The organism is Clostridioides mangenotii TR, assembly GCF_000498755.1.
Classification (GTDB): Bacteria; Bacillota; Clostridia; order Peptostreptococcales; family Peptostreptococcaceae; genus Metaclostridioides; species Metaclostridioides mangenotii_A.
Map to the genome: position 1 here is coordinate 74879 of NZ_AXUS01000010.1, position 21249 is coordinate 96127.

The window sequence follows — 21249 nt, forward strand, 5'->3', positions numbered from 1 at the left end:
TATGAAGAAGACAATAGCACCTACTTGGGTGGAAGTAGACCTAGACAATTTAAGATTTAACTTAGCAGGGATAAGGAAACTTATTAAAAAGGATGTAAAAGTGTGTTGTGTGTTAAAAGCTGACTCTTATTCATGTGGATCAGTCGAAGTAGCTGAGGCGCTAGAAAAAGAGAATGTGGACTACTTCGCTGTCGCTAAACCTGAAGAGGGATTAGAATTACGACATAGCGGAGTTGCAACACCAATACTTGTATTGGGTTATATTACGGAAGCGAGCGTTAGAGAGGCTATTTCATTGAATTTAACTTTTACTGTATTCAGATATGATACTGCAGTGAAGATAGATGAAGTTGCTTCTAGCTTAGGATTAAGAGCAAAGGTTCATGTTAAGATAGATTCTGGTATGAATAGAATTGGATTTAAGCCGACTGAAGAATCGATTGAAGATATAGTGAAGATAAGTAAATTAGATAATATAGAACTTGAAGGACTGTATACGCACTTTGCAACTGCAGATGAAACTGATAAGACTAAATCTAAGATGCAACTTATAAACTACTTGTTTGTAGTAGATGGGTTAAAGGCTAGAGGGGTAAGTGCTCCTATTGAGCACGTATCAAACAGCGCTACTACTATAGATTTACCTGAAGCTAACTTCAATATGGTTAGACCGGGAATTATGCTTTACGGACACTATCCTTCAGAAGAGGTATTTAAAGATAAAGTAGAACTTAAACCTGTTCTAAAGTTTAAATCTACAATCACAAATATCAAGATAATAGAAAAAGGTGACGGAATAAGTTATGGATTTACTTATATAGCGGATAAAACAGAAACAATAGCGACCGTAGCTGTAGGATATGCTGATGGATTTACTAGAATACAAAAAAATCCCAAGGTCTTAATCAAAGGTGAAATGTGTGATGTAGTTGGTAGAATTTGCATGGATCAACTTATGGTAAGAATAGACAAAGATTTAGACATAAAAGTTGGTGATGAGGTTATACTATTTGGAGAAGGTGAAGCAACAGCAGAGAGAATAGCTAAAGATTTAGGTACAATAAACTACGAAGTTCTATGTATGATATCAAGAAGAGTTGATAGAGTATACATGGAAAATAATAGAATTGCCAAAGTGACTAGTTATTTGTTAAAATAAAGTTATAAAGTATACTCTGGGAGGCGATTTTGTGCAAGATAACTGTAATGAAAAAATTGAATTTACTCTACCTGATTCTCTAATTACCGAAGTAGATACAATAGTCCAAATGGAGAACAGTAATAGGGAAGATTTTGCAAAAGCAGCTTTTCAGTTCTATATAACTCAGAAAAAAAGAATATTTTCAAAGGAATCGATGAAAGCGGGTTATACAGAAATGGGTCAAATTAATTTATCTTTAGCAGAACTTGGGATGACAATAGAAGTTTTATCTTCCGACGAAAAAGATGAGGGGGAGATTGCTAAAGGTGAGTACTAATAATAGTGATATAAAGCGTGGGGATTTGTACTACGCTGATTTGAGTCCAGTAATTGGATCAGAACAAGGTGGAGTAAGGCCCGTTTTAATTGTGCAAAATGATGTCGGCAATAAATACAGTCCTACTGTTATAATATCTGCGATAACTTCTCAGATCAACAAGGCTAAATTACCTACACATGTTGAAATTAGTTCCAATGAATATGGACTGAACAAGGATTCGGTAATATTGTTGGAGCAAATAAGGACAATAGACAAAAAAAGATTGAGAGAAAAAATAGGTTGCCTAGATGAAGATATGATGATGAAGGTCGAAGCTGGTCTTCAGATCAGTCTAGGGCTGTTTGTTCTATAAAATTAGAATCTATGTAGAGTCTTAACAGTGTTGAGGCTCTTTTTGTTTGAAATTTATTTCATATAAGTAAAAATACATTATTTGTAATTTAGATATATAATTTATTAAATTAAGCAGATAATACAGAATGTTAAGATGTTACAAATTGAAAAAAACATAAAAAAAACAATTCAAAAGTGATATAATGGTAAGGAATTGACAAACACTAATTATTTAAGGGAGGTAATCGAATGAGAGACCATAAAGGATTAAATGAGCGCGCATGTACTATCAGAAAAGATATAATTACGATGATTCATGACGCTAAATCAGGACATCCAGGGGGGTCGCTATCAGCAGTTGAAATTCTTACTGCTCTATATTTTGATGAAATGAATATAGATTCCTCAAAGCCTAAGATGGAAGATAGAGATAGATTTGTACTATCAAAAGGACATGCAGCCCCTGCTCTTTACGCAGTTTTAGCTGAGAAAGGCTATTTTGATAAAGAAGAGTTAAAAGGACTAAGAAAGATAGGCAGAATGTTACAGGGGCATCCTGATATGAAAGGAACACCTGGAGTAGAGATATCTACAGGATCATTAGGACAAGGATTTTCAGCAGCTTGTGGTATGGCTATGGCCTCAAAATTAGATAATGCACCGTGGAATGTATATGCTTTACTTGGTGATGGAGAAATACAAGAGGGCATAGTTTGGGAAGCAGCCATGAGTGCAGCTCACTATAAACTTGATAATATAGTTGCATTTTTAGATAATAATGGACTTCAAATAGATGGAAATGTTGAAGATGTAATGGATGTAGGGTCGATTGTAAATAAATTTAAGGCATTTGGATGGAATGTTATAGAAATAGATGGCCATGATTTTGACCAAATATTTGCAGCTCTAGACATGTCGAGATCTACAGTTGACAAGCCTACCATGATAGTTGCCAAAACTATAAAAGGTAAAGGTGTATCTTTTATGGAAGATCAAGCTGGATGGCATGGTAAGGCACCGAGCGATGAAGAGCTTGAACGAGCACTAGCTGAGTTAGGAGGTAACGACAATGAGTAAAATAGCTACTAGAGAAGCGTACGGTAAAGCATTAGTAAAATTAGGTCAAAAAAATGATAATGTAGTTGTTTTAGATGCGGACTTATCGAAGTCGACTAAAACTCACGATTTTAAAGTAGAGTTCCCAGACAGATTTTTCAACATGGGGATTGCAGAACAAAACTTGATTGGAGCTGCTTGTGGTCTTTCTACAGCTGGTAAAATACCATTTGCCAGTACATTTGCTATGTTTGCAACAGGAAGAGCATATGAAGTGATCAGAAACTCAGTATGTTATCCAAAATTGAACGTAAAAGTTTGTGCAACACATGCTGGACTTACTGTAGGAGAAGACGGTGCCTCTCATCAAAGTGTTGAAGATATATCGCTAATGAGAACAATACCAAATATGACTGTATTAGTGCCTGCAGATGCTGAAGAAACAGAGCAGATGATATTTGCAGCAGCTGAGTACAATGGACCAGTATATGTTAGATTAGGTAGAAGTGGAGTTCCTGCTATATTTGATGAAGAGTACAAATTTGAAATAGGTAAAGGAACAGTTATAAAAGATGGTAGTGATGTTACTATAATCGCTTGTGGAATCATGGTAAGTGAAGCTATTGAAGCAGAGAAAAAATTGTCTGAAGAGGGAATAAGTGCTAGGGTAATAAACATGTCTACTATCAAGCCTATTGATAGGGATTTAATAATAGAATCAGCTAAGAATACGAAGTTAATAGTGACAGCTGAAGAGCACAGTATTATAGGTGGGCTTGGGTCTGCTGTTAGCGAAGTTGTTTCAGAAGAAGCGCCAGTTCTTGTTAAAAAAGTTGGGGTTAAAGATACTTTTGGAGAGTCTGGAACACCTGGAGAACTTCTTAAGAAATACGGATTAACTTGTGATGAGATAGTAGAAACAGTTAAAAATTCATTAAGTATGTTAAAATAATTTTTAAAAAATAAAGTATTATCCCTATATTTCGTTGAAATATAGGGATTTTTTAGTGTAATGGGGCAGAACTCTGTTATTGCATTATTCGCTTTCAATGGAGGATTTTCGCCATTTGATTAAATTAGTTGGTATTTTATATACTAATACTGGTTATATGGTTGTGCTGATATTAGTTTGTGCATTGTTTATACAAGTTACAGGAAGATTGCGAAAACTAAATTAGATAATAAATATGTTGATTAATAGGGATAGAAAAAGACATGAATGGCATTGTATAGGGAAATGCCATTTTGTTTATGTATAAATATATATTGTATTAGTATGTAGTTTATAATGAAAAAAATATTTAAAATTGAATAATTTAAGTCATTGACATGTTTAGCTTTATATAATGTAGTATTTAGGTTATATTTATTAAAATTATGCAAAACAACACCGATAATTGTTAAAAATAGATTAAAGAATATAACGATTCGCATTTGCCTCTAAAATGAAATTATTATATAATAAGAAAAACATATTAAAGTCAGAAAATTTAAAATTTTTCAAGCTTTCCGATATGTATAATATTAAGGCAACTCCTATAAGATGTTTTATAGAGAAAAACTTTGCAATAAAACAGTAGAGCAGAAAGTTATCAGAAGGGGGTATAATATGAACGAGAATAAAGCCAGTATTGGAACGATAGTAAGTTTCGCTGGGGCATACGTCGCAACGGTAATAGGTTCAGGATTTGCAACAGGTCAAGAGATAATGCAGTTCTTCACATACTATGGTTATGGGGGAGTTACAGCGGGAATTATATCAATGATTGTATTTATGTGGATAGGTTCATTACTTATGACGAAAGGTAAAGAACTACAACTAAAAGATGATAACAAGATTTACCATGTTTTCTGTGGTAAAGTGCTAGGAACATTCTTTGAATGGTTTGGGCCAGCTTTCTTATTTGGAGTATTTGTCGTAATGATATCTGGGGCAGGAGCTACTCTTACTGAGTACTATGGACTACATCCAATGGTAGGTAGAGTTGGTATGGCTTTAGTTTCGTTTATAACAGTTTCGCTTGGACTTGATAAGTTATCTAAAATACTAGGTGGAATAGGGCCTATAATAATTGTATTTACAATATTAGTTGGAGCTATAAGCCTATACAGAAACTTCGGAAATTTAGCAGCAAGTGCTGAGTTAGTTAAATCTTTAAATGTTGCAAAGCCAACTCCAAATGAGTATTTATCAGGAATTATTTATGCAAGTTATAATGTTATTATAGTTATGGCATTCTTAACTGGTCTTGGAGCAACAGCAAAGAGTAAAAAAGAAGGTATGTGGGGTGGAATACTTGGAGCAGTTGCACTTATGTCAGCAGCGATAGTTATGCATTTGGCAATTCTTTCAGATGTAGGAAATCTATATACAAAGGCAATACCGGCGTTATTCTTAGCGGATAAGATATCTCCGGTAGTAGGTATAGCTTTCTCTGTTATACTTATACTTGGTATATACACAACAGCATCACCTCTGCTATGGTCGGTAGCAAATAGAGTAGTCCCACAGGAGTCTCCAAAGTTTAAGATAACCGTACTTATAGTAACTATACTTGGTCTAGCAGGTGGATTCTTACCATTTGACAAGCTTGTTGGTATACTGTATCCATATACAGGTTACATGGGAGTACTTATACTTGTTTGTGCACTAGTAAGACAAATTACAGGTAAATGGGGAGATGTATCGCAGTACCAAAAAACTAAATCACAAATGAAAAGTAAATAAAAACTAATATATCGATGATTATAGAGAGCTATTTTAATATATAGCTCTCTTTTGGTTTTAAGGCTAGCTAAAATACAAATATGTATATCTTTAGTACCTTATATCAAATAAAACACTTTGAGAAATCGATTATAGAAATAATTTTTGATCTAAATAAATAAAGGTCTAATTAATTATAAAAAAGCATATTATTAATTAGATAGGAGTGATAAATTTGAATATTAGGTTTAATATGAAGGGCTTAGTATACGGAATTATTATTTTAGCACTTGTTTTAGGCGGTTTCTTAGTTATACCTGGAATGTTTGTAGAGAAGACAAAATCTATAGACTATACAGTGCTTCAAAGAGAAGCTGTTCCTGAGAAGATACTAGATATGATGGATAAATACACAAATGAAGAGAGAGCATTGGTTGCAAAAATGGGGAGTAAAATATACATAATGGTTACTAGAGGGGAAAAAAAGTTCGGTATTGAAATGGATAATATAGAAAAATTTGATGAAGATGGAAAAGAAGTGGTAAGGGTAAAGGCGAAGTATAAAAATAAGGAAGACTCCATGCCGTACTTAATAGTAGAAACAAATTTAGAAAATTTACCTGACAGAGTAGAGCTTGAAATTTCTAAATAGAATGGAGTAAATTCAAAAAGTGAGTATCATAGAGCAAATCTAAAAACAATTGAAATAAGATTGTGAAATAGAGTAAAATAAGACCTAAATTGTAAAAGTTTTATTTACAGTCTGGGTCTTATTTTATGTATGTTTTTTATAATATATTTCTAATTTCTGTCACTATCATATCTAGCTGCTTGTCGTGAGGCTCAGTTGGAACTTTATCTATAATTTGAAAATCGAAAGCGACGCCAATAGTTTTAGCATCGGTTCTTATGTTTTCCAAAAATCGATCGTAAAGTCCTGCTCCATATCCCAACCTAAAGCGATTTAAATCAAAAGCTACTCCTGGAACGATAACTACATCAATTGATTTAATATCGATGTGAGAATTTGTACTTAAGGGTTCTCGAATACCGTAAGTACTTATAGAGATGCTTTCTTCTAAATCTGTTATCTCAGCAGGTATCAATTTTTTTTGATCTAGTACAGTAATTGGGCTACAAACCAGTCTTCCTAGAAATTTTAATTTGTTTACTAGCCTATCCATTTGTACTTCATTTTTAAAGTCTAAATATAACATTATGTTATCTGCTTTTTTTATTTCATCTAAACTTAGGATTTTGTCTACTATTGTATTTGAGGCATTATTTACAAAGTCGGAGCTCTTATTTTTTCTGATCTCTAAAATTTCTTTTCTTATAGATTTCTTCATTTAAAATTCCTTTCCTTGTGTTATAATGTGAAGATGATTTACAACTATATTATAATATATAATTTTTATTTGCAATTAAATAATAAATTTAGTTAAATGTATTAAAAAAAAGGTAAAACATATAATATATAAGAGTTTATTTAAAAGGAGATGCACTGAATGATTTCAAAGAAAAAAGCTTTACTTATTGCGATTGTATTGGTCGTTCTAACAGCTTTAACTACATCGACTGTTACACTTGCGTTAGGCGACAAGGTCATGATAGCAAGAGATACATATGAACAGTACAAAAAGTACAACAAGCTTATAGCACTTGAATCGATGATAAAAGAAGACTACTATCAAAAGCCAAAGGATGAAAAATTAGTAGACGGAGCGATGAAAGGGTTATTTGCTGGAACAGAAGATAGATACTCAACTTATTATACAAAATCTGAGATGGATAGATTAATTGAAGAGAATAAAGGATCTTATGTTGGTGTTGGAATGTATATCGGATCATCTGAAGAAGGAGAATTAACTGTTATACCTATGGACGGATCTCCAGCTAAAAAGAGTGGAATAAAGGAAGGCGATATTCTAGTTAAAGTAAGTGGAAAATTAGTTTCTGCAAAAAATTCGGACGAAGCTGTAAGCCTAATAAAAGGAAAAGAAGGAACTTCGGTAGATTTAGTAGTGAAAAGAGATGGTAAAGAAAGAAAAATTAATATTGAGAGAAAAGAAATTGTCGAACATACTATTGAAAGTAAGGTTGTAGGTGACAATTTAGGTTACATCAAGATAAAGCAGTTTATAGATACTACTTATGATGATTTCGAAAAGGATTTAAAAAAATTAAAAGAAAAGAATATAAAGGGATTGGTTATTGACCTTAGAAGTAATCCAGGTGGAAACTTAGCAATAGTTAGTGAGGTTGCAGATTCGCTTATCGGTGAAGGAACAATAGTTTACACTAAAGATAATAAAGGAAATACAGAATACCTTAAATCTGACAAAAGAAAACTTGATCTTCCTATAGTAATTTTAACGAATGGAGAGAGTGCTTCGGCATCTGAGATATTGACTGCTGCTATTATAGATAATAAAGCGGGAATATCGGTTGGAACTAAGACATTTGGGAAGGGATTAGTGCAATCTGTTAAAACTTTGAAGGACGGATCAGGATACAAGCTTACGACTGCTCAATACTTTACACCAAATGGAGAATATATAAATGAAAAGGGTATAAAGCCTACGATAGAGGAAAAGGATGAAAAGAAACAATTGGATGTTGCGATAAAATGGATTCAAGAAGAAATAAGCAAGTAGTGGTATAAAAATCTAACGGTATGACTATATTATTATATGAGCATCTCCTTATTTAGTAAAAATTAATAATATAAAGTTTTAAAAAATATTTGATTTTAAAAATGATTAGTGTTATTTTAAATATTGTAGAATAATACATAATAATGAAAAATAAGTTTTATTTTAGTGTCTTTTTAAATATTTTGTATTTTTCTAGAAGGAGATTCGGCTACTTATATTGAATATAAGTAAGTAAGTTAATAATGAAATAGGAAGTGAGATTATGAAAAAATCTAAATCGCAAATTGTTAACTTTCAAGAGTATAAAGACAAAAAAAAACAATTGGAAGTAGATAGAGAAAAATTACTTAAGTTAATAACAAAAGCTGTGATAACAAAATAGGGAGTATATACTCCCTATTTTGTTTACTAGTAAAATCTTTGAGATGTAATATAATCTTTGAAATCATTGAAATCAGTGTCGTTAGAAAACTCTACCGTTTCTGATTTTTCGCTTTCAAAGTTTTTTAAATAAACAGTATGCTTGCTGTTTATTTTATTGTAATATATACATTTATAACCATTGTTGTAAAGATCCTTAGGTTTTGATATGTTATTCATTTAGTCAACTCCTTATATTAGAACGATTTTTTTATTGGATATCTATATTCTTACTAAATCGAGAAAATATATGCAAAATTATTTTGTGTAAAAAATTGAATAATTTCCTGGGAAATTATTGATAAAAGGAGTAATATATTGAATATGAGTATAAAATGTATAATAAAGATGTAATAATTTTAATGTTTGTTTTATTTGATGTAAAAACTAATCAAAAGTTAAAAATAAGAGTATAAGAAATAGGAAGGGGATTAAAGTGAGTTTACTACAAAGTATTTCGAGAAATATATATTCTCTAAACGAAAAAGCTATGGATAAAACTAAAGTGAGGCTGGATAGACTTATACATCCAACTGAAAGTTTAGGAAAATTAGAGGATATTTGTATAAAATTAGCAGGTATATACGAAAATGACAACTTCGATATACAAAAAAAGGCTATTATAGCATTTGGAGCCGATCACGGCGTTTATGAAGAAGGGGTTGCACCAGATCCTCAGGATATAACTAGACTTCAATTTCCGAACTTTGTGAAAGGAATTTGTGGAGTGGGGGCACTTAGCAAATTTGTCGGAGCAGATGTGATTGCGGTAGATGTTGGGATTAACTCTGATGAAAAACTTGAAGGCGTTTTGGATTACAAAATTAGAAAAGCTACATCTAATATGGCAAAAGGACCTGCGATGACTAGAGAGGAAGCTATTAGATCCCTAGAAATAGGAATAGAAATGGCAGAAAGCTGTATTGTTAAGGATTATAAAATTATAGGTGTTGGTGAAATGGGAATTGCAAATACTACTCCAACTACAGCTATAATATCTGTGATGTCTGGATGTGATCCAGAAGAAATAACTGATAAAGGTTCTGGGCTAAAGGCAGAGAGATTAAAACACAAGGCTCAAGTTATTAGAAACTCTATAGAAATAAACAACCCGAATCCTACTGATGGGATAGATGTTCTACATAAAGTTGGAGGATTTGAAATTGGAGCTATGGCAGGAGTTATTTTAGGATGTAGTGCAAATAGAATACCGGTTGTCCTAGACGGATATATATCATATGCAGCTGCATTGATAGCCTATAGAATAAATCCAAAGGTATTAGAGTATACACTGGCATCGCACTTATCTTCTGAATTAGGAGCAAAGAAAGCATTAGAACTTTTAAAACTAAGTCCATTCTTAGATATGAATATGAGACTTGGTGAAGGAAGTGGTGCGGCTCTAGGTTTTAGTATAATAGATGCAGCAGTATATACATATAAAAACATGGCTACTTTTGATGAAATAGATATGGGGAGATAGCATATGAGTAATATAGTTGTTATAACCGGAGGATCTAGATCAGGAAAAAGCTGTTTTGCAGAATCTCTCTGTTTGAATCAAAACAACAGCACAGCATATATAGCTACTTCAATACCATTTGATGAAGAAATGTTGGACAGGGTAAATAAACACAGAGAGCAAAGAAGTGAAGAATGGGAAACATATGAAATATATAAAGATGTACATAAAGAGATAAATAAAATAGATAAAAAGCATAACACAGTTATACTAGATTGTGTGACGCTTTTGGTAAACAACCTAATGTTTGATTACAATCAAGATGTAGATAACATGAGTAGAGAAGAAATAGATAGAATGAAAGAGCATGTCTACGGTCAAATAGAAAAACTGATATTAGAAATAAAAAAGACAGACTTGTACTTTGTATTTGTAACAAATGAACTTGGAATGGGAGTAATGCCAGACAACAAACTCAGCAGAATTTACACAGATATTGCCGGAAAGGTAAATCAGTATATATCTAAAATGAGTGATGAAGTATATTTTGTTGTTAGTGGAATTCCTATGAAGATAAAGGGGTAAATATGAAAAGATTTATACTTACGTTGCAGTTTTTAACAAAAATACCAATTAAATATAACTCAGGTTTTGATGAAGAATTTCATAAAGGCATAGTTTATTTTCCACTAGTTGGATTTGTAGTAGGAGTTATTACAGTCCTTGTAGGTATGCTTTCGCAAAATATATTTCCAGCGATAGTTACATCTGTACTGATAGTATTGGTAGAAGTATTGCTTACAGGAGGACTTCATATTGATGGATTGGGCGATACTTTCGATGCGCTCTACAGCTACAGAGATAAGGGAAAGATGCTTGAGATAATGAAAGATTCTAGACTTGGAACAAACTCACTGCTTGCGATAGTATTTTTAGTGATATTAAAGATAGCATTTATATATAGTTTCATAGAAGCAAATATGATGTGGATCGTACTATTTATGCCAATGGTTTCTAGATTTGCTGTTATATGGATCACATATAAAACAGAGTCTCCAAGAAAAAATGGAATGGGAAATGTATTTATTGGTAAAGCGACCTTATCAATGATTGTAATTGCTTTACTGTACAGCACAGTGATAATTTTTGTTTTAGGAAGATGGGTATTGATGCTAAATAATTTTGAAATTGTTGGAACTCTAACATCTCTAGCAGTTTTAATTATCTTCGTAGAATTATTTAAAAGGCATGTATATTCAAAAATAGATGGAATAACAGGCGACATACTCGGATGTACAATTGAACTATCGGAAGTAGTCTATATAATATTTTTATATGTTTTTTTATTTTTATAATATATATAGGGTGATAATATGATAAAATTAATATTAGTAAGGCATGCTGTTACAAGTGCCAATGAAAAAGGAAGGCTGTCTGGATTTGCAGATAGTACTTTAAGTCAATTAGGAGAAGAACAAGTATATAAGCTTGCAGATTATCTCAAAGATATACATATAGATAAGATATATACATCAAGTTCGATAAGGACTCAGAAAACAATTGATTTGATATCTAAATCGAAGGGTATAGATATAGAGATTATTGAGAATCTCAATGAACTAAATTTTGGTGATTTCGATGGATACACATTTAAAGAGATTGAACAAAAGTTCCCAAATGAATATTTAGATCTATTAAATGATGGGGATAATTATAGATTTCCGAATGGGGAATCTCTAATAGAATCCTACAATAGAGTTACAAAAGAGATAGAGTTTATATTAAAAGATGCTAATAGCAAAGGTATTGAGAATATTCTAGTCTGTTCACATGCTGGATCGATTAGAAATATAGTTTCATATTTGATTTCTAGAGACTATAAAAATCACTGGAACTACAAAATTGACAATTCATCTGTTTCAATTGTGGAGGTTGACAACGGATTTCCGGTTTTAACAATGCTAAATAACACAGAATTTTTAAAATAAAATAATTTTACTAAAGAAGGTTATAAAATATTAAAAGGGAAAAAGGTTAAATGCCTTTGCAGCCCCCGCTACTGTATGACTGACGAAACTATAATTAATCCACTATCTTATGATGGGAAGGGTATAGAAGTAGGTCGAAGTCGAGCCAGGATACCTGCCTTATTTAGTTGTTACAGAATCTTCGGGGTGAAAGATTTTACTTATATAGCCAATGATAGTATAAGTCCTAATTTCCGTAAATTAGGGCTTTTTTTATTATAACTAATAAATCGAGGTGATAAAATGGGTAGGAAAGTGATGTTACAGGGAACGGCTTCAAATGTAGGCAAGAGTATAATTGCAGCGGGATTGTGTAGGATTTTTTACCAAGATGGGTTTGCGGTATCGCCGTTTAAATCTCAGAATATGGCCCTTAATTCGTTTATAACTGAAGAGGGTTTAGAGATTGGAAGAGCACAGGCTTTTCAAGCAGAAGCGGCAAATATAAAGCCAAAGGCGGATATGAATCCTATTTTGTTAAAACCCACGGGCAATAATTCTTCACAAGTTGTAGTGCTTGGTAAGCCTGTAGGAGATATGAATTCTAACCAATACCATGACTACAAGTTAGATTTAATAGAAGTTTTAAAAAATAGTTTTGAAGGGCTACAAAATGAACACGATATAGTTGTTATGGAAGGTGCGGGAAGTGCAGCTGAAATTAATTTGATGGACAGAGATATTTCAAATATGAAGATGGCTGAAATTGCAGATGCTCCAGTTATATTAATCTCTGATATTGACAGAGGAGGTGTATTTGCTTCTATAGTTGGTACTTTGAATCTGATGGATGAAATAGATAGAAGTAGAGTAAAGGGAGTTATAATAAATAAATTTAGAGGAAGAAAAGAGCTTATTGCAAGTGGAGTAGAAATGCTAGAGAAAATTATAGAGATACCTGTTTTAGGAGTTGTCCCTTATAGTGATATAAAAATTGAAGATGAAGATAGTGTTACCAATAAATTTCAACATAAGCCTACGAGAAACGACGTACACATTGAAGTTATAAGAACTCCGTATATGTCTAATTTTACTGATTTTGATATATTAGAGACTCAGGAAGATGTTAGTTTAAGATATGTTGAGCATGGAGAATTTTTAAGCAATCCTGATATTGTGATAATACCGGGAACAAAGAATACAATAAGAGATCTTAAGTATATAAAATCAAATGGTTATGATGAGCAAATAAAATCATTTGAGAGAAAAGGTGGGTTAGTAATCGGGATTTGCGGAGGCTATCAGATGTTAGGTACGAGTCTAAAAGATCCTGATTTAATTGAATCAGACACTTTAGAAATCGACGGATTGGGTCTGTTAGATATTGAGACTATATTCAATAAAGATAAGACTACTACCCAAGTTCAAGCCGAGATAAATATAGATACAGGAGTATATCTTAAAGGTCTAAAAAATCAAAGTATAAGTGGATACGAAATACATATGGGAACTTCTGTTTTGGGAAGTGGTTCCAAGAGTTTCGATATTATTGTAAACAAACTTGGTAAAGAAGTCTGTTATGCAGAAGGAAGCGTAAATGATAAAGGAAATGTAGTGGGGACTTACATACATGGAGTATTTGACGATATAGATTTTACGAGAGCTCTGTTAAATAATATAAGGGAACTAAAAGGTTTAGAAAAATTAGAAAGCAATATTAAATCTTATAGAGATTATAAAAATAGAGAGTACGATAAATTGGCAGAATTCCTAAGGGAACATTTAAATATAGAAAAAATTTATGAAATTATGAGATAGCAGAGGTTAAAAGAGTAGTATCTACTTAGATAGAAATGGGGTTAGAAAGTGAAAAAGATAGTAATTGCAGGAACTAGCAGTGGAGTTGGAAAGACTACAATATCGCTTGGCATAATGAAGGCGCTTAAAAATAGAGGTTTAAAGGTTCAACCGTACAAAGTTGGTCCAGATTATATCGATCCATCTTACCACACTTTTATTACGGGTAAACATTCAAGAAATCTCGATTCATATATGTTAGATGATGAAAAGATAAAGTATATAGTTGAGGAATCTTCAAAGGATGCTGATATTTCAATAATTGAAGGAGTTATGGGACTTTACGATGGATTTGGAACTGATATTGACAACTGTACAACTTCATACACTTCAAAAATATTAAAATCCCCAGTTATACTAGTTATCAATGGAAAAGCGATGGGAGCTTCAAGTGCTGCAACTGTCATGGGGTATCAACAAATAGATAAAAGTGTTGATATTATAGGTGTTATAGTAAATAACGTAAATACAGAGAGCCACTTTAGTATAGTAAAAGAATCAATAGAGAAATACTGTAATGTAGAGGTTCTTGGATACTTACCTCCAAATAATGCACTCTCATTGGAGAGCAGACATTTAGGGTTGATACCTAGTATGGAAATAGAGTCTCTAGAGAAAAAATTAGATATACTATCAGATGAGATAGAAAAATATGTTGACCTTGACAGAATATTAGAGATTTCAGAAAGCGAATCTATTACAAGTGGATATGATTTGGAAAAAGTTGTTGATTCATATGGATTGAGAGAATGTGCAGAAGGAAAAACTATAGCAGTTGGTTTTGATAAGGCATTTAACTTTTACTACAGAGAAAATATAGATCTTCTTGAAAAAATAGGTCTTAATGTAGTATTTTTCAGTCCTCTAAATGATGAAGTGGTTCCAAAAGCAGATTATATTTACATCGGCGGAGGTTTTCCTGAGATTTATGCAAAAGAGATATATTTAAATGAAAGCATGAGAAAATCAATACTGGACTCACACAAGAAAGGAACTCCGATATACGCTGAATGCGGGGGTCTTATGTATTTAGGCGGAAGTCTGACAGATTTAGATGGTACAAACTACGAGATGGTAGGAATTTTCGAAGGAACTAGTGAGATGACTAACTCCTTAAAGCGATTTGGGTACTGTTATGGCATAGCAAAATTAGATACTGCTTTGTCTAAAAAGGGAGAAGTGATAAAAGGGCATGAATTTCATCACTCGACATTTGAAAGTGAAGAAATATGTGCTTATACCATGATAAAGGAAAGAGATGGCAAAAAGATATCAGAGTGGGACGGTGGATACAGCAAGGGCAATACTTTAGCTACATATTTACATACACACTTTTACGACAATATAGATTGCTTAAAAAATTTTTTACTAAGAGGAAAAAAATAAAATGAATTTAACATCTATTTACTTAGGATATATAGTTGATTTAATTGTAGGGGATCCTTACTCATTTCCCCATCCGGTGAAGTATATAGGAAAACTTATAAAAGTCCTAGAGAATTTTGTAAGAAGGCTTTTTAAAACAGATGAAGACCTTAAAATAGGAGGATTTATACTGTGCATTGCCACAGTTCTTACAACTTACATCGTAACTTATTTGATAGTTAGGTTATTTAATTTTAATTCTGTATTGTATATTCTGATAAACGGAATTATTATTTACACTACATTTGCTACAAAGTGCCTTAAAGATGAAGCTGTAAAAGTTTACGAAGTACTTAAAACTGGAGATATTGAAAAGTCTAGAATTCAATTATCATATATAGTAGGTAGAGATACAACCAATCTAAGTGAAAAAGAAATCATAAGGGCCACTGTTGAAACTGTTGCAGAGAACACAGTCGACGGAATAATGTCTCCTATGTTCTACGCATTTATAGGTGGAGCTCCACTTGCAATGGCGTATAAAGCTGTAAATACTCTGGACTCCACTGTAGGATATAAAAACGAAAAGTACATAAACTTAGGATTTGCATCTGCTAAACTCGATGATATCGCAAACTATATTCCTGCTAGATTATCAGTATTATTTATTCCAATCGCAAGCTTTATTTTAGGTTATAACCTAAAGGATAGCTTTAAAATAGGCATAAGGGACAGAAAAAATCATAAGAGTCCGAACTGTGCATTTTCAGAAGGTGCAGTTGCAGGGGCCTTGGGAGTTCAACTAGGTGGAACTAACGTTTATTTTGGAAAAGAAGTGTATAAGCCAACAATTGGAGATAAAGTAAACGAAATTGAAGACAAGAATATAGTAGATACTAACAGAATTATGTACATGTCATCTTTTGTATCATTGTTGGTATTTACAGGAATATATATTTTAATTAATTAGAGGTGTTCAGATGAAAGATTTAGGGCATGGAGCTGACATAAACAGTTTGGCAAAACTTTATAACAAGGATCCAAGAAATATAATAGATTTTAGTTCAAATATAAATCCAAATATTATCAAGGATTTAGAAAAACATGTATATGAAGGGTTTAAACTTTGTAAGAGCTATCCAGATATAGACTATCAAAACCTGAGAAATAATATATCCGATTATCTGGACGTAGATTCTAAATACATAATTCCCGGCAATGGTGCGACTGAAATTATCTATTTACTTATGAAATCTATAGGTAGACGACTTGCGGTTCTAAATCCGACATTTTCTGAATATGGAAGATCTGCATATCTTAATGGACTTGATGTATTGGATTTGTATTTAGATAAGGACAAGGGATTTAGAGCTGATATAAACCAAGTAGTAGAAAATCTAGACAGATTTGACAGTCTATTTATATGCAATCCAAATAATCCAAGTGGAAATGTTCAAGATATATCGAAACTAATGGATATATTGCATAAGAATAATAAACTTCTTATAGTAGATGAAACTTTTATGGAGTTTGTAGGAGATGAACAAGATTATTCGCTTTTAAAATATGTGGAAAACAATAAGAATTTATTTATAATTAAGGCAGCTACAAAATTCTTTGGCCTTCCTGGTCTTAGATTAGGCTATGGAATAACTAGCAATAATGAAATTTTGGAAAGAATATATAAATTCAAAGAACCTTGGACTATAAACTCAATCGCTGATCATTTGTCAAATTATATATTCAGTGACAAAGGTTACATACAACAGAGCAAACTAGATGGTAGATATGAAAGAGAGTTTTTATTTGAAGGGTTAAAAGGTATCGAAAATATAGAAGTATACGATTCTGATACAAACTTTATACTAATCAAATTAATAAATAAAAGGTCAAATCAAGTAAAAGTAGAAATGTTCAAAGACCACAGCATTTTAATTAGAGATGCGTCAAACTTTAAAGGTTTAGACGACTCGTTTATAAGGATAGCTGTAAAATCTCGTGAAGACAATTTGAGAGTTATAAAATCATTAGAAAGAGTTGTGGGTTAAATATGAAATCTAATGGAATGTATCCTGCTTCATGTGGGGAATTAGTACAGGGATTATTGGGAAATACAGAGTTTTTATGTTCGTATGCTGTAGATTTGTTCTCTCATGTAGTTATTGAAGAAAAGCTCGAAAATATTAATACTATTAGCTCGAATACACAAAAATCTAGAGAAGCTATTGAGAAAGTATTTGATAGATTTTCTCTTCCAGTAAAGGATACCGAGAATATATCAATAGATATATTTAGCAGTATTCCAACAGCAAAGGGAATGGCTAGTTCTACTGCAGATATTGGCGCCACAATAATGGCGACGCTTGCACTTATAAATAAAACAATGAGTGATGAGGAAATATCTAGGTTGGCGGCGGAGATAGAACCTACCGATTCAACGCTTATTAAGTCTAATTGTATATTCGATCCACTTACTGGAGAGGTAGAGAAAGATCTTGGATTTTTGGAAAATTGTAAGGTAGTAGTTCTAGAACCAGAAGAGATACTTTTAACTTCGAAAACTAGAGGACTTAAAGATTACTATTATAAGAAAAAATCGAATAGAAAGACCACTGAAGAGGCATTTTTATTGTTAGAACAAGGGTTTAAAGATAGTGACTTGAAACTTATAGGGCAAGCATGCAATATGAGCAGTTTGGCAAATGAAAATATACACAAGAAAGCTCATCTCGAAAAAATAATGGAGATTTCAAATAGATATGAGGGTTACGGAGTAAATGTAGCTCACAGCGGTACTGTAGTAGGTATCTTACTAGATGAAGATATGGATGAAAGTATAATTATCGACAGAATAGTGAGAGAAAATATCAACTCGGTATATAAAAACATATACACATTAAAAATAATAGCAGGTGGCGCAAAGGGGGACAAAAATGGACTATATTAAAAATCCAATGAAGATAGAAGATAGAAGTTTCGAGATTATACAGGAGATAATCGATGAGATTAGACCTGATTATAAGTTTGTAAATGAACTTGAAGAAAAGATAATAAAACGTGCAATTCATACTACAGCTGATTTTGATTATCTGGATATACTGGAAATTTCAAAAACTGCAGTGGATAAAATAGTAGACTCTTTAAAAAATCAGGCGACAGTTTACACAGATACAAATATGGCGCTAAGTGGAATAAACAAGCGAAGACTAGATGCGTTAGGGTGCGAATATAGATGCTTAGTAGCTGAAGAGGAAACTCACAAAATAGCTAAAGAAAAAGGTATAACTCGTTCGATGGCTGCAGTTGAAATAGCTGCGAAAGACCCGGGTAGAAAGATATTTGTACTTGGAAATGCTCCAACAGCCCTATTTAAAATAATTGAGATGAACAATGAAGGCAATCTTGGATTTGATGCAGTTGTGGGAGTGCCAGTTGGATTTGTAGGAGCGGCAGAGTCTAAGGACGAGCTTGCTAAAACTGATATTCCATACATTATATCTAGAGGAAGAAAAGGTGGAAGTAACTTAGCAGCGGCAATTGTAAATGCGATACTATACAATATTTAGGTGATTATATGGAAGAGTTTGTATACATTGATGGCAAGAAATACAGAAGAGGATATACCACTGGTTCAACAGCTGCTGGAGCATCAAAAGCTGCGACCTATATGCTTTTAACTAGAAGCAAAATAGATTCTATCAAAATTGATACTCCAAAGGGAATAGAACTAGATTTAGTAGTAGAAAATGTAATAATTGAAGAAAATTTCGCCGAATGCTCAATAAAAAAAGACGGTGGAGATGATATAGATGCAACACATACTATGGATATATTTTCGAAAGCTGAAATAGTAGAAAAAGGTTGTGAAGAAGAATCTGTAATTATCTGTGGGGGCAAGGGGATAGGTGTAGTAACTAAAAAAGGACTGAGTGTAGGAGTTGGAAAGCCTGCAATAAACCCTATTCCGTTAAAGATGATACGAAGTGAAGTAGAAAAAGTTATTTCTGAATTTGAGGAAGGTATTTTGCCAAAATCTAAGGCTGTTAGGTTGACTATATCAGCTCCAAAAGGTGAAGAGGTAGCTAAGAAAACTTTTAACCCTAGATTGGGCATCGTCGGCGGTATATCAATACTAGGTACAACTGGAATAGTAGAACCGATGAGTGATGAAGGTTGGAAAAAATCTCTATCTATAGAACTTCAAATGAAGAAAGAGCAGGGAATAGACAAGGTTATATTTGTTCCAGGGAATCACGGAGAACAGTTTGTTTCAGAGCATTATTCTTTAAACCCACATTTTGTTATTAGAACAAGCAATTTCATTGGATATATGCTTAAAGAAGCTCAACGCATGGGTTTTAAAAAGATATTTATGGCAGGTCATATTGGAAAGTTTATAAAGCTATCTGCAGGGATTTTTAATACGCACAGTAAAATTGCGGATGCTAGAAACGAAATTTTGATATCTAACTTAGCGCTTATGAAGGCACCATATTCTTTATTAGAAGAAATAGACAAGTGCGTTACATCAGAGGAAGCTATAGACATAATAAACGAAGCTAATCTTTCAGAAGTATTCGATATCATATGTAATAAGTGCAAGAATAGAGTTTTAGAATACTTAAATGACAATGAAGACAGCATAGATGTAGAGGTGGTTATCTTTTCTATGGATAAGACTCTTTTAGGTAAATCGAGTGAAGTTGAAAAATTAGCGGAGGTGTTTAGATGATAAATATCATCGGTCTAGGGCCTGGAAAATTTGACTATATAACTAAAATTGGTGAAAATATAATTAAAAACTCCGATATAGTAATTGGAGGAAAGAGAAATCTAGGATCTATAGAGGGCTTTACTGGAGAAAAATTAGAGATAACAAACAATCTTAAAGATATAGTAGAGCACATAAATAAGAATAAAAATAAAGAAATTTCTATAATAGCATCTGGCGATCCTTCAATCTACGGCATAGCCAAATATATAGTGAAAAATATAGATAGTGAAAGCATATCAGATGATGTAAATATTATATCTGGAATAAGTTCTATGCAGTATATTTTTTCTAAGATATATATCGATATGAACGATCTATATATAACTAGCAGTCACGGTAAAGAACCGAATTTTGACTATATATTATCTCATAAGAAGGTCTGCATGGTAACTGACAAAAACATAGGACCTAGAGAGATAAGTAAAGAAATAATGAAAAGGGGACTTAAGAAAACTGTAGTAGTAGGTGAAAATATGTCCTATGACAACGAACGTATAACAGTTGGAAGTCCGCAAGAAATATTAAAAAAAGAAAATTACGATATGAATGTAGTGGTGATATTAGATGAAGAATAGTGAATTTATAACGGGTAGAGTACCCATAACAAAAGAAGAAGTAAGAGCAATATCTATTAGCAAACTGGATTTAGCTAAGGCAAAAGTCTTTTTGGATGTAGGCGCAGGTACAGGTAGCGTTTGTGTTGAGGCAGCAGTAAATTATCCTAATTTACAGGTGTTAGCTATTGAGAGAGATGGAGATGCGGTAGATCTTATAAATAAAAATATAGAGAAGTTCGAAATAAAAAATACGACACTTATTGAAGGATACGCTCCTTTGAAGGCAGATGAAATAGATGGTGGTTTAGGTGTTACAAAGTATTTTGAAACAAATGGAACAATAGATTCTATATTTTTAGGTGGAACAGGTGGAAATTTAGAGGATATAATTTTATGGTCTAAAAATCTACTTAAAGAAGATGGTAAAATTGTTGCCAACTTTATAATAGTCGATACTTTTAATTCAGCGCTTAATTTGTTTAGAAAGCATGGATTCAAAAATATAGATGTTAGCGTTTTAAATGTTTCTAAACTAGAGAAACTTGGAAGAGGAGAGTATTTCAAACCTCTGAATCCTATATATATAATTTCTTGTGAAAAAGGAGAGTAGTAA

The 21249-nt window shown here is 32.5% G+C and carries 23 protein-coding genes and 1 riboswitch; of the genes, 21 read left to right on the plus strand and 2 right to left on the minus strand.

The genetic code is table 11. The annotated features are described in order from the left end of the window. Window position 1 precedes the first annotated feature (1 nt). The 7 genes from alr to T473_RS0106695 all read left to right on the plus strand — a co-directional run bounded on the left by alr (window position 2) and on the right by T473_RS0106695 (window position 6229). The gene (gene alr / locus T473_RS0106665) at window positions 2-1159 is read left to right on the plus strand and encodes an alanine racemase (protein WP_024621194.1); all 1158 of its coding nucleotides are present in this window, start codon (window positions 2-4) and stop codon (window positions 1157-1159) included. Between the two features lie 31 nt (window positions 1160-1190). After that, on the plus strand, window positions 1191-1478 hold the full coding sequence (locus T473_RS0106670; protein WP_024621195.1) for a hypothetical protein: 288 nt from the start codon (window positions 1191-1193) through the stop codon (window positions 1476-1478). Next, on the plus strand, window positions 1447-1833 hold the full coding sequence (locus T473_RS0106675; protein WP_029791588.1) for a type II toxin-antitoxin system PemK/MazF family toxin: 387 nt from the start codon (window positions 1447-1449) through the stop codon (window positions 1831-1833). Before T473_RS0106670 ends, T473_RS0106675 begins: the two co-directional genes overlap by 32 nt. A 230-nt stretch (window positions 1834-2063) precedes the next feature. Next, entirely contained in the window at window positions 2064-2891 is an 828-nt protein-coding gene (locus tag T473_RS0106680) for a transketolase (protein ID WP_024621197.1), read from the plus strand. Continuing rightward, window positions 2884-3822 carry a transketolase family protein gene (locus T473_RS0106685; protein WP_024621198.1) on the plus strand — a complete coding sequence of 313 codons (939 nt, stop codon included), beginning with the start codon at window positions 2884-2886 and terminating at the stop codon, window positions 3820-3822. The genes T473_RS0106680 and T473_RS0106685 overlap by 8 nt, the downstream gene beginning before the upstream one ends. Before the next feature lie 657 nt (window positions 3823-4479). After that, the gene (locus T473_RS0106690) at window positions 4480-5598 is read left to right on the plus strand and encodes a YkvI family membrane protein (protein WP_024621199.1); all 1119 of its coding nucleotides are present in this window, start codon (window positions 4480-4482) and stop codon (window positions 5596-5598) included. A gap of 205 nt (window positions 5599-5803) precedes the next feature. Further along, complete coding sequence (locus tag T473_RS0106695; RefSeq protein WP_242825878.1) at window positions 5804-6229, plus strand: hypothetical protein; 426 nt, start codon at window positions 5804-5806, stop codon at window positions 6227-6229. Between the two features lie 136 nt (window positions 6230-6365). Here the strand turns inward: T473_RS0106695 and T473_RS0106700 are convergent, their stop codons facing one another. Next, complete coding sequence (locus T473_RS0106700) at window positions 6366-6926, minus strand: 5-formyltetrahydrofolate cyclo-ligase (RefSeq protein ID WP_024621201.1); 561 nt, start codon at window positions 6924-6926, stop codon at window positions 6366-6368. Window positions 6927-7085: 159 nt separating this feature from the next. Between T473_RS0106700 and T473_RS0106705 the strand changes: the two genes are divergently transcribed. Further along, window positions 7086-8234: a S41 family peptidase gene (locus T473_RS0106705; protein WP_024621202.1), complete on the plus strand. Its 1149-nt coding sequence runs from the start codon at window positions 7086-7088 to the stop codon at window positions 8232-8234. A gap of 408 nt (window positions 8235-8642) precedes the next feature. Here T473_RS0106705 and T473_RS0106715 read toward each other — a convergent pair whose 3' ends face one another. Next, the gene (locus T473_RS0106715) at window positions 8643-8834 is read right to left on the minus strand and encodes a hypothetical protein (protein WP_024621203.1); all 192 of its coding nucleotides are present in this window, start codon (window positions 8832-8834) and stop codon (window positions 8643-8645) included. Between the two features lie 256 nt (window positions 8835-9090). Here T473_RS0106715 and cobT point away from each other — a divergent pair, with 256 nt between their 5' ends. The 13 genes from cobT (at window position 9091) to T473_RS0106780 (ending at window position 21246) form a co-directional block, all read left to right on the plus strand. Continuing rightward, on the plus strand, window positions 9091-10137 hold the full coding sequence (cobT, locus tag T473_RS0106720) for a nicotinate-nucleotide--dimethylbenzimidazole phosphoribosyltransferase (protein ID WP_024621204.1): 1047 nt from the start codon (window positions 9091-9093) through the stop codon (window positions 10135-10137). 3 nt (window positions 10138-10140) lie between these two features. Beyond that, entirely contained in the window at window positions 10141-10701 is a 561-nt protein-coding gene (gene cobU / locus T473_RS0106725) for a bifunctional adenosylcobinamide kinase/adenosylcobinamide-phosphate guanylyltransferase (protein WP_024621205.1), read from the plus strand. 2 nt (window positions 10702-10703) lie between these two features. Beyond that, the gene (cobS, locus tag T473_RS0106730; RefSeq protein WP_024621206.1) at window positions 10704-11471 is read left to right on the plus strand and encodes an adenosylcobinamide-GDP ribazoletransferase; all 768 of its coding nucleotides are present in this window, start codon (window positions 10704-10706) and stop codon (window positions 11469-11471) included. Window positions 11472-11489: 18 nt separating this feature from the next. After that, on the plus strand, window positions 11490-12104 hold the full coding sequence (locus T473_RS0106735) for a histidine phosphatase family protein (RefSeq protein ID WP_024621207.1): 615 nt from the start codon (window positions 11490-11492) through the stop codon (window positions 12102-12104). Next, window positions 12105-12280, plus strand: a riboswitch (cobalamin riboswitch). A gap of 106 nt (window positions 12281-12386) precedes the next feature. Next, window positions 12387-13901 carry a cobyric acid synthase gene (locus T473_RS0106740; protein ID WP_024621208.1) on the plus strand — a complete coding sequence of 505 codons (1515 nt, stop codon included), beginning with the start codon at window positions 12387-12389 and terminating at the stop codon, window positions 13899-13901. A 48-nt stretch (window positions 13902-13949) separates the two neighbouring features. After that, complete coding sequence (locus T473_RS0106745; protein ID WP_024621209.1) at window positions 13950-15326, plus strand: cobyrinate a,c-diamide synthase; 1377 nt, start codon at window positions 13950-13952, stop codon at window positions 15324-15326. A 1-nt stretch (window position 15327) separates the two neighbouring features. Next, the gene (cbiB, locus tag T473_RS0106750) at window positions 15328-16275 is read left to right on the plus strand and encodes an adenosylcobinamide-phosphate synthase CbiB (RefSeq protein WP_024621210.1); all 948 of its coding nucleotides are present in this window, start codon (window positions 15328-15330) and stop codon (window positions 16273-16275) included. A gap of 10 nt (window positions 16276-16285) precedes the next feature. Continuing rightward, on the plus strand, window positions 16286-17353 hold the full coding sequence (locus T473_RS0106755; protein WP_024621211.1) for a pyridoxal phosphate-dependent aminotransferase: 1068 nt from the start codon (window positions 16286-16288) through the stop codon (window positions 17351-17353). 2 nt (window positions 17354-17355) lie between these two features. Continuing rightward, window positions 17356-18252 carry a GHMP family kinase ATP-binding protein gene (locus tag T473_RS0106760; protein WP_024621212.1) on the plus strand — a complete coding sequence of 299 codons (897 nt, stop codon included), beginning with the start codon at window positions 17356-17358 and terminating at the stop codon, window positions 18250-18252. Then, the gene (locus T473_RS0106765; protein ID WP_024621213.1) at window positions 18239-18871 is read left to right on the plus strand and encodes a cobalt-precorrin-8 methylmutase; all 633 of its coding nucleotides are present in this window, start codon (window positions 18239-18241) and stop codon (window positions 18869-18871) included. The genes T473_RS0106760 and T473_RS0106765 overlap by 14 nt, the downstream gene beginning before the upstream one ends. An 8-nt stretch (window positions 18872-18879) precedes the next feature. Next, window positions 18880-20037: a cobalt-precorrin-5B (C(1))-methyltransferase CbiD gene (cbiD, locus tag T473_RS0106770; RefSeq protein WP_024621214.1), complete on the plus strand. Its 1158-nt coding sequence runs from the start codon at window positions 18880-18882 to the stop codon at window positions 20035-20037. Continuing rightward, window positions 20034-20654, plus strand: a complete 621-nt coding sequence (locus T473_RS0106775; RefSeq protein WP_024621215.1) for a cobalt-precorrin-7 (C(5))-methyltransferase — start codon at window positions 20034-20036, stop codon at window positions 20652-20654. Before cbiD ends, T473_RS0106775 begins: the two co-directional genes overlap by 4 nt. Next, window positions 20644-21246, plus strand: coding sequence for a decarboxylating cobalt-precorrin-6B (C(15))-methyltransferase (locus tag T473_RS0106780; protein WP_024621216.1), 603 nt, complete (start codon window positions 20644-20646; stop codon window positions 21244-21246). The genes T473_RS0106775 and T473_RS0106780 overlap by 11 nt, the downstream gene beginning before the upstream one ends. Window positions 21247-21249 lie beyond the last annotated feature (3 nt).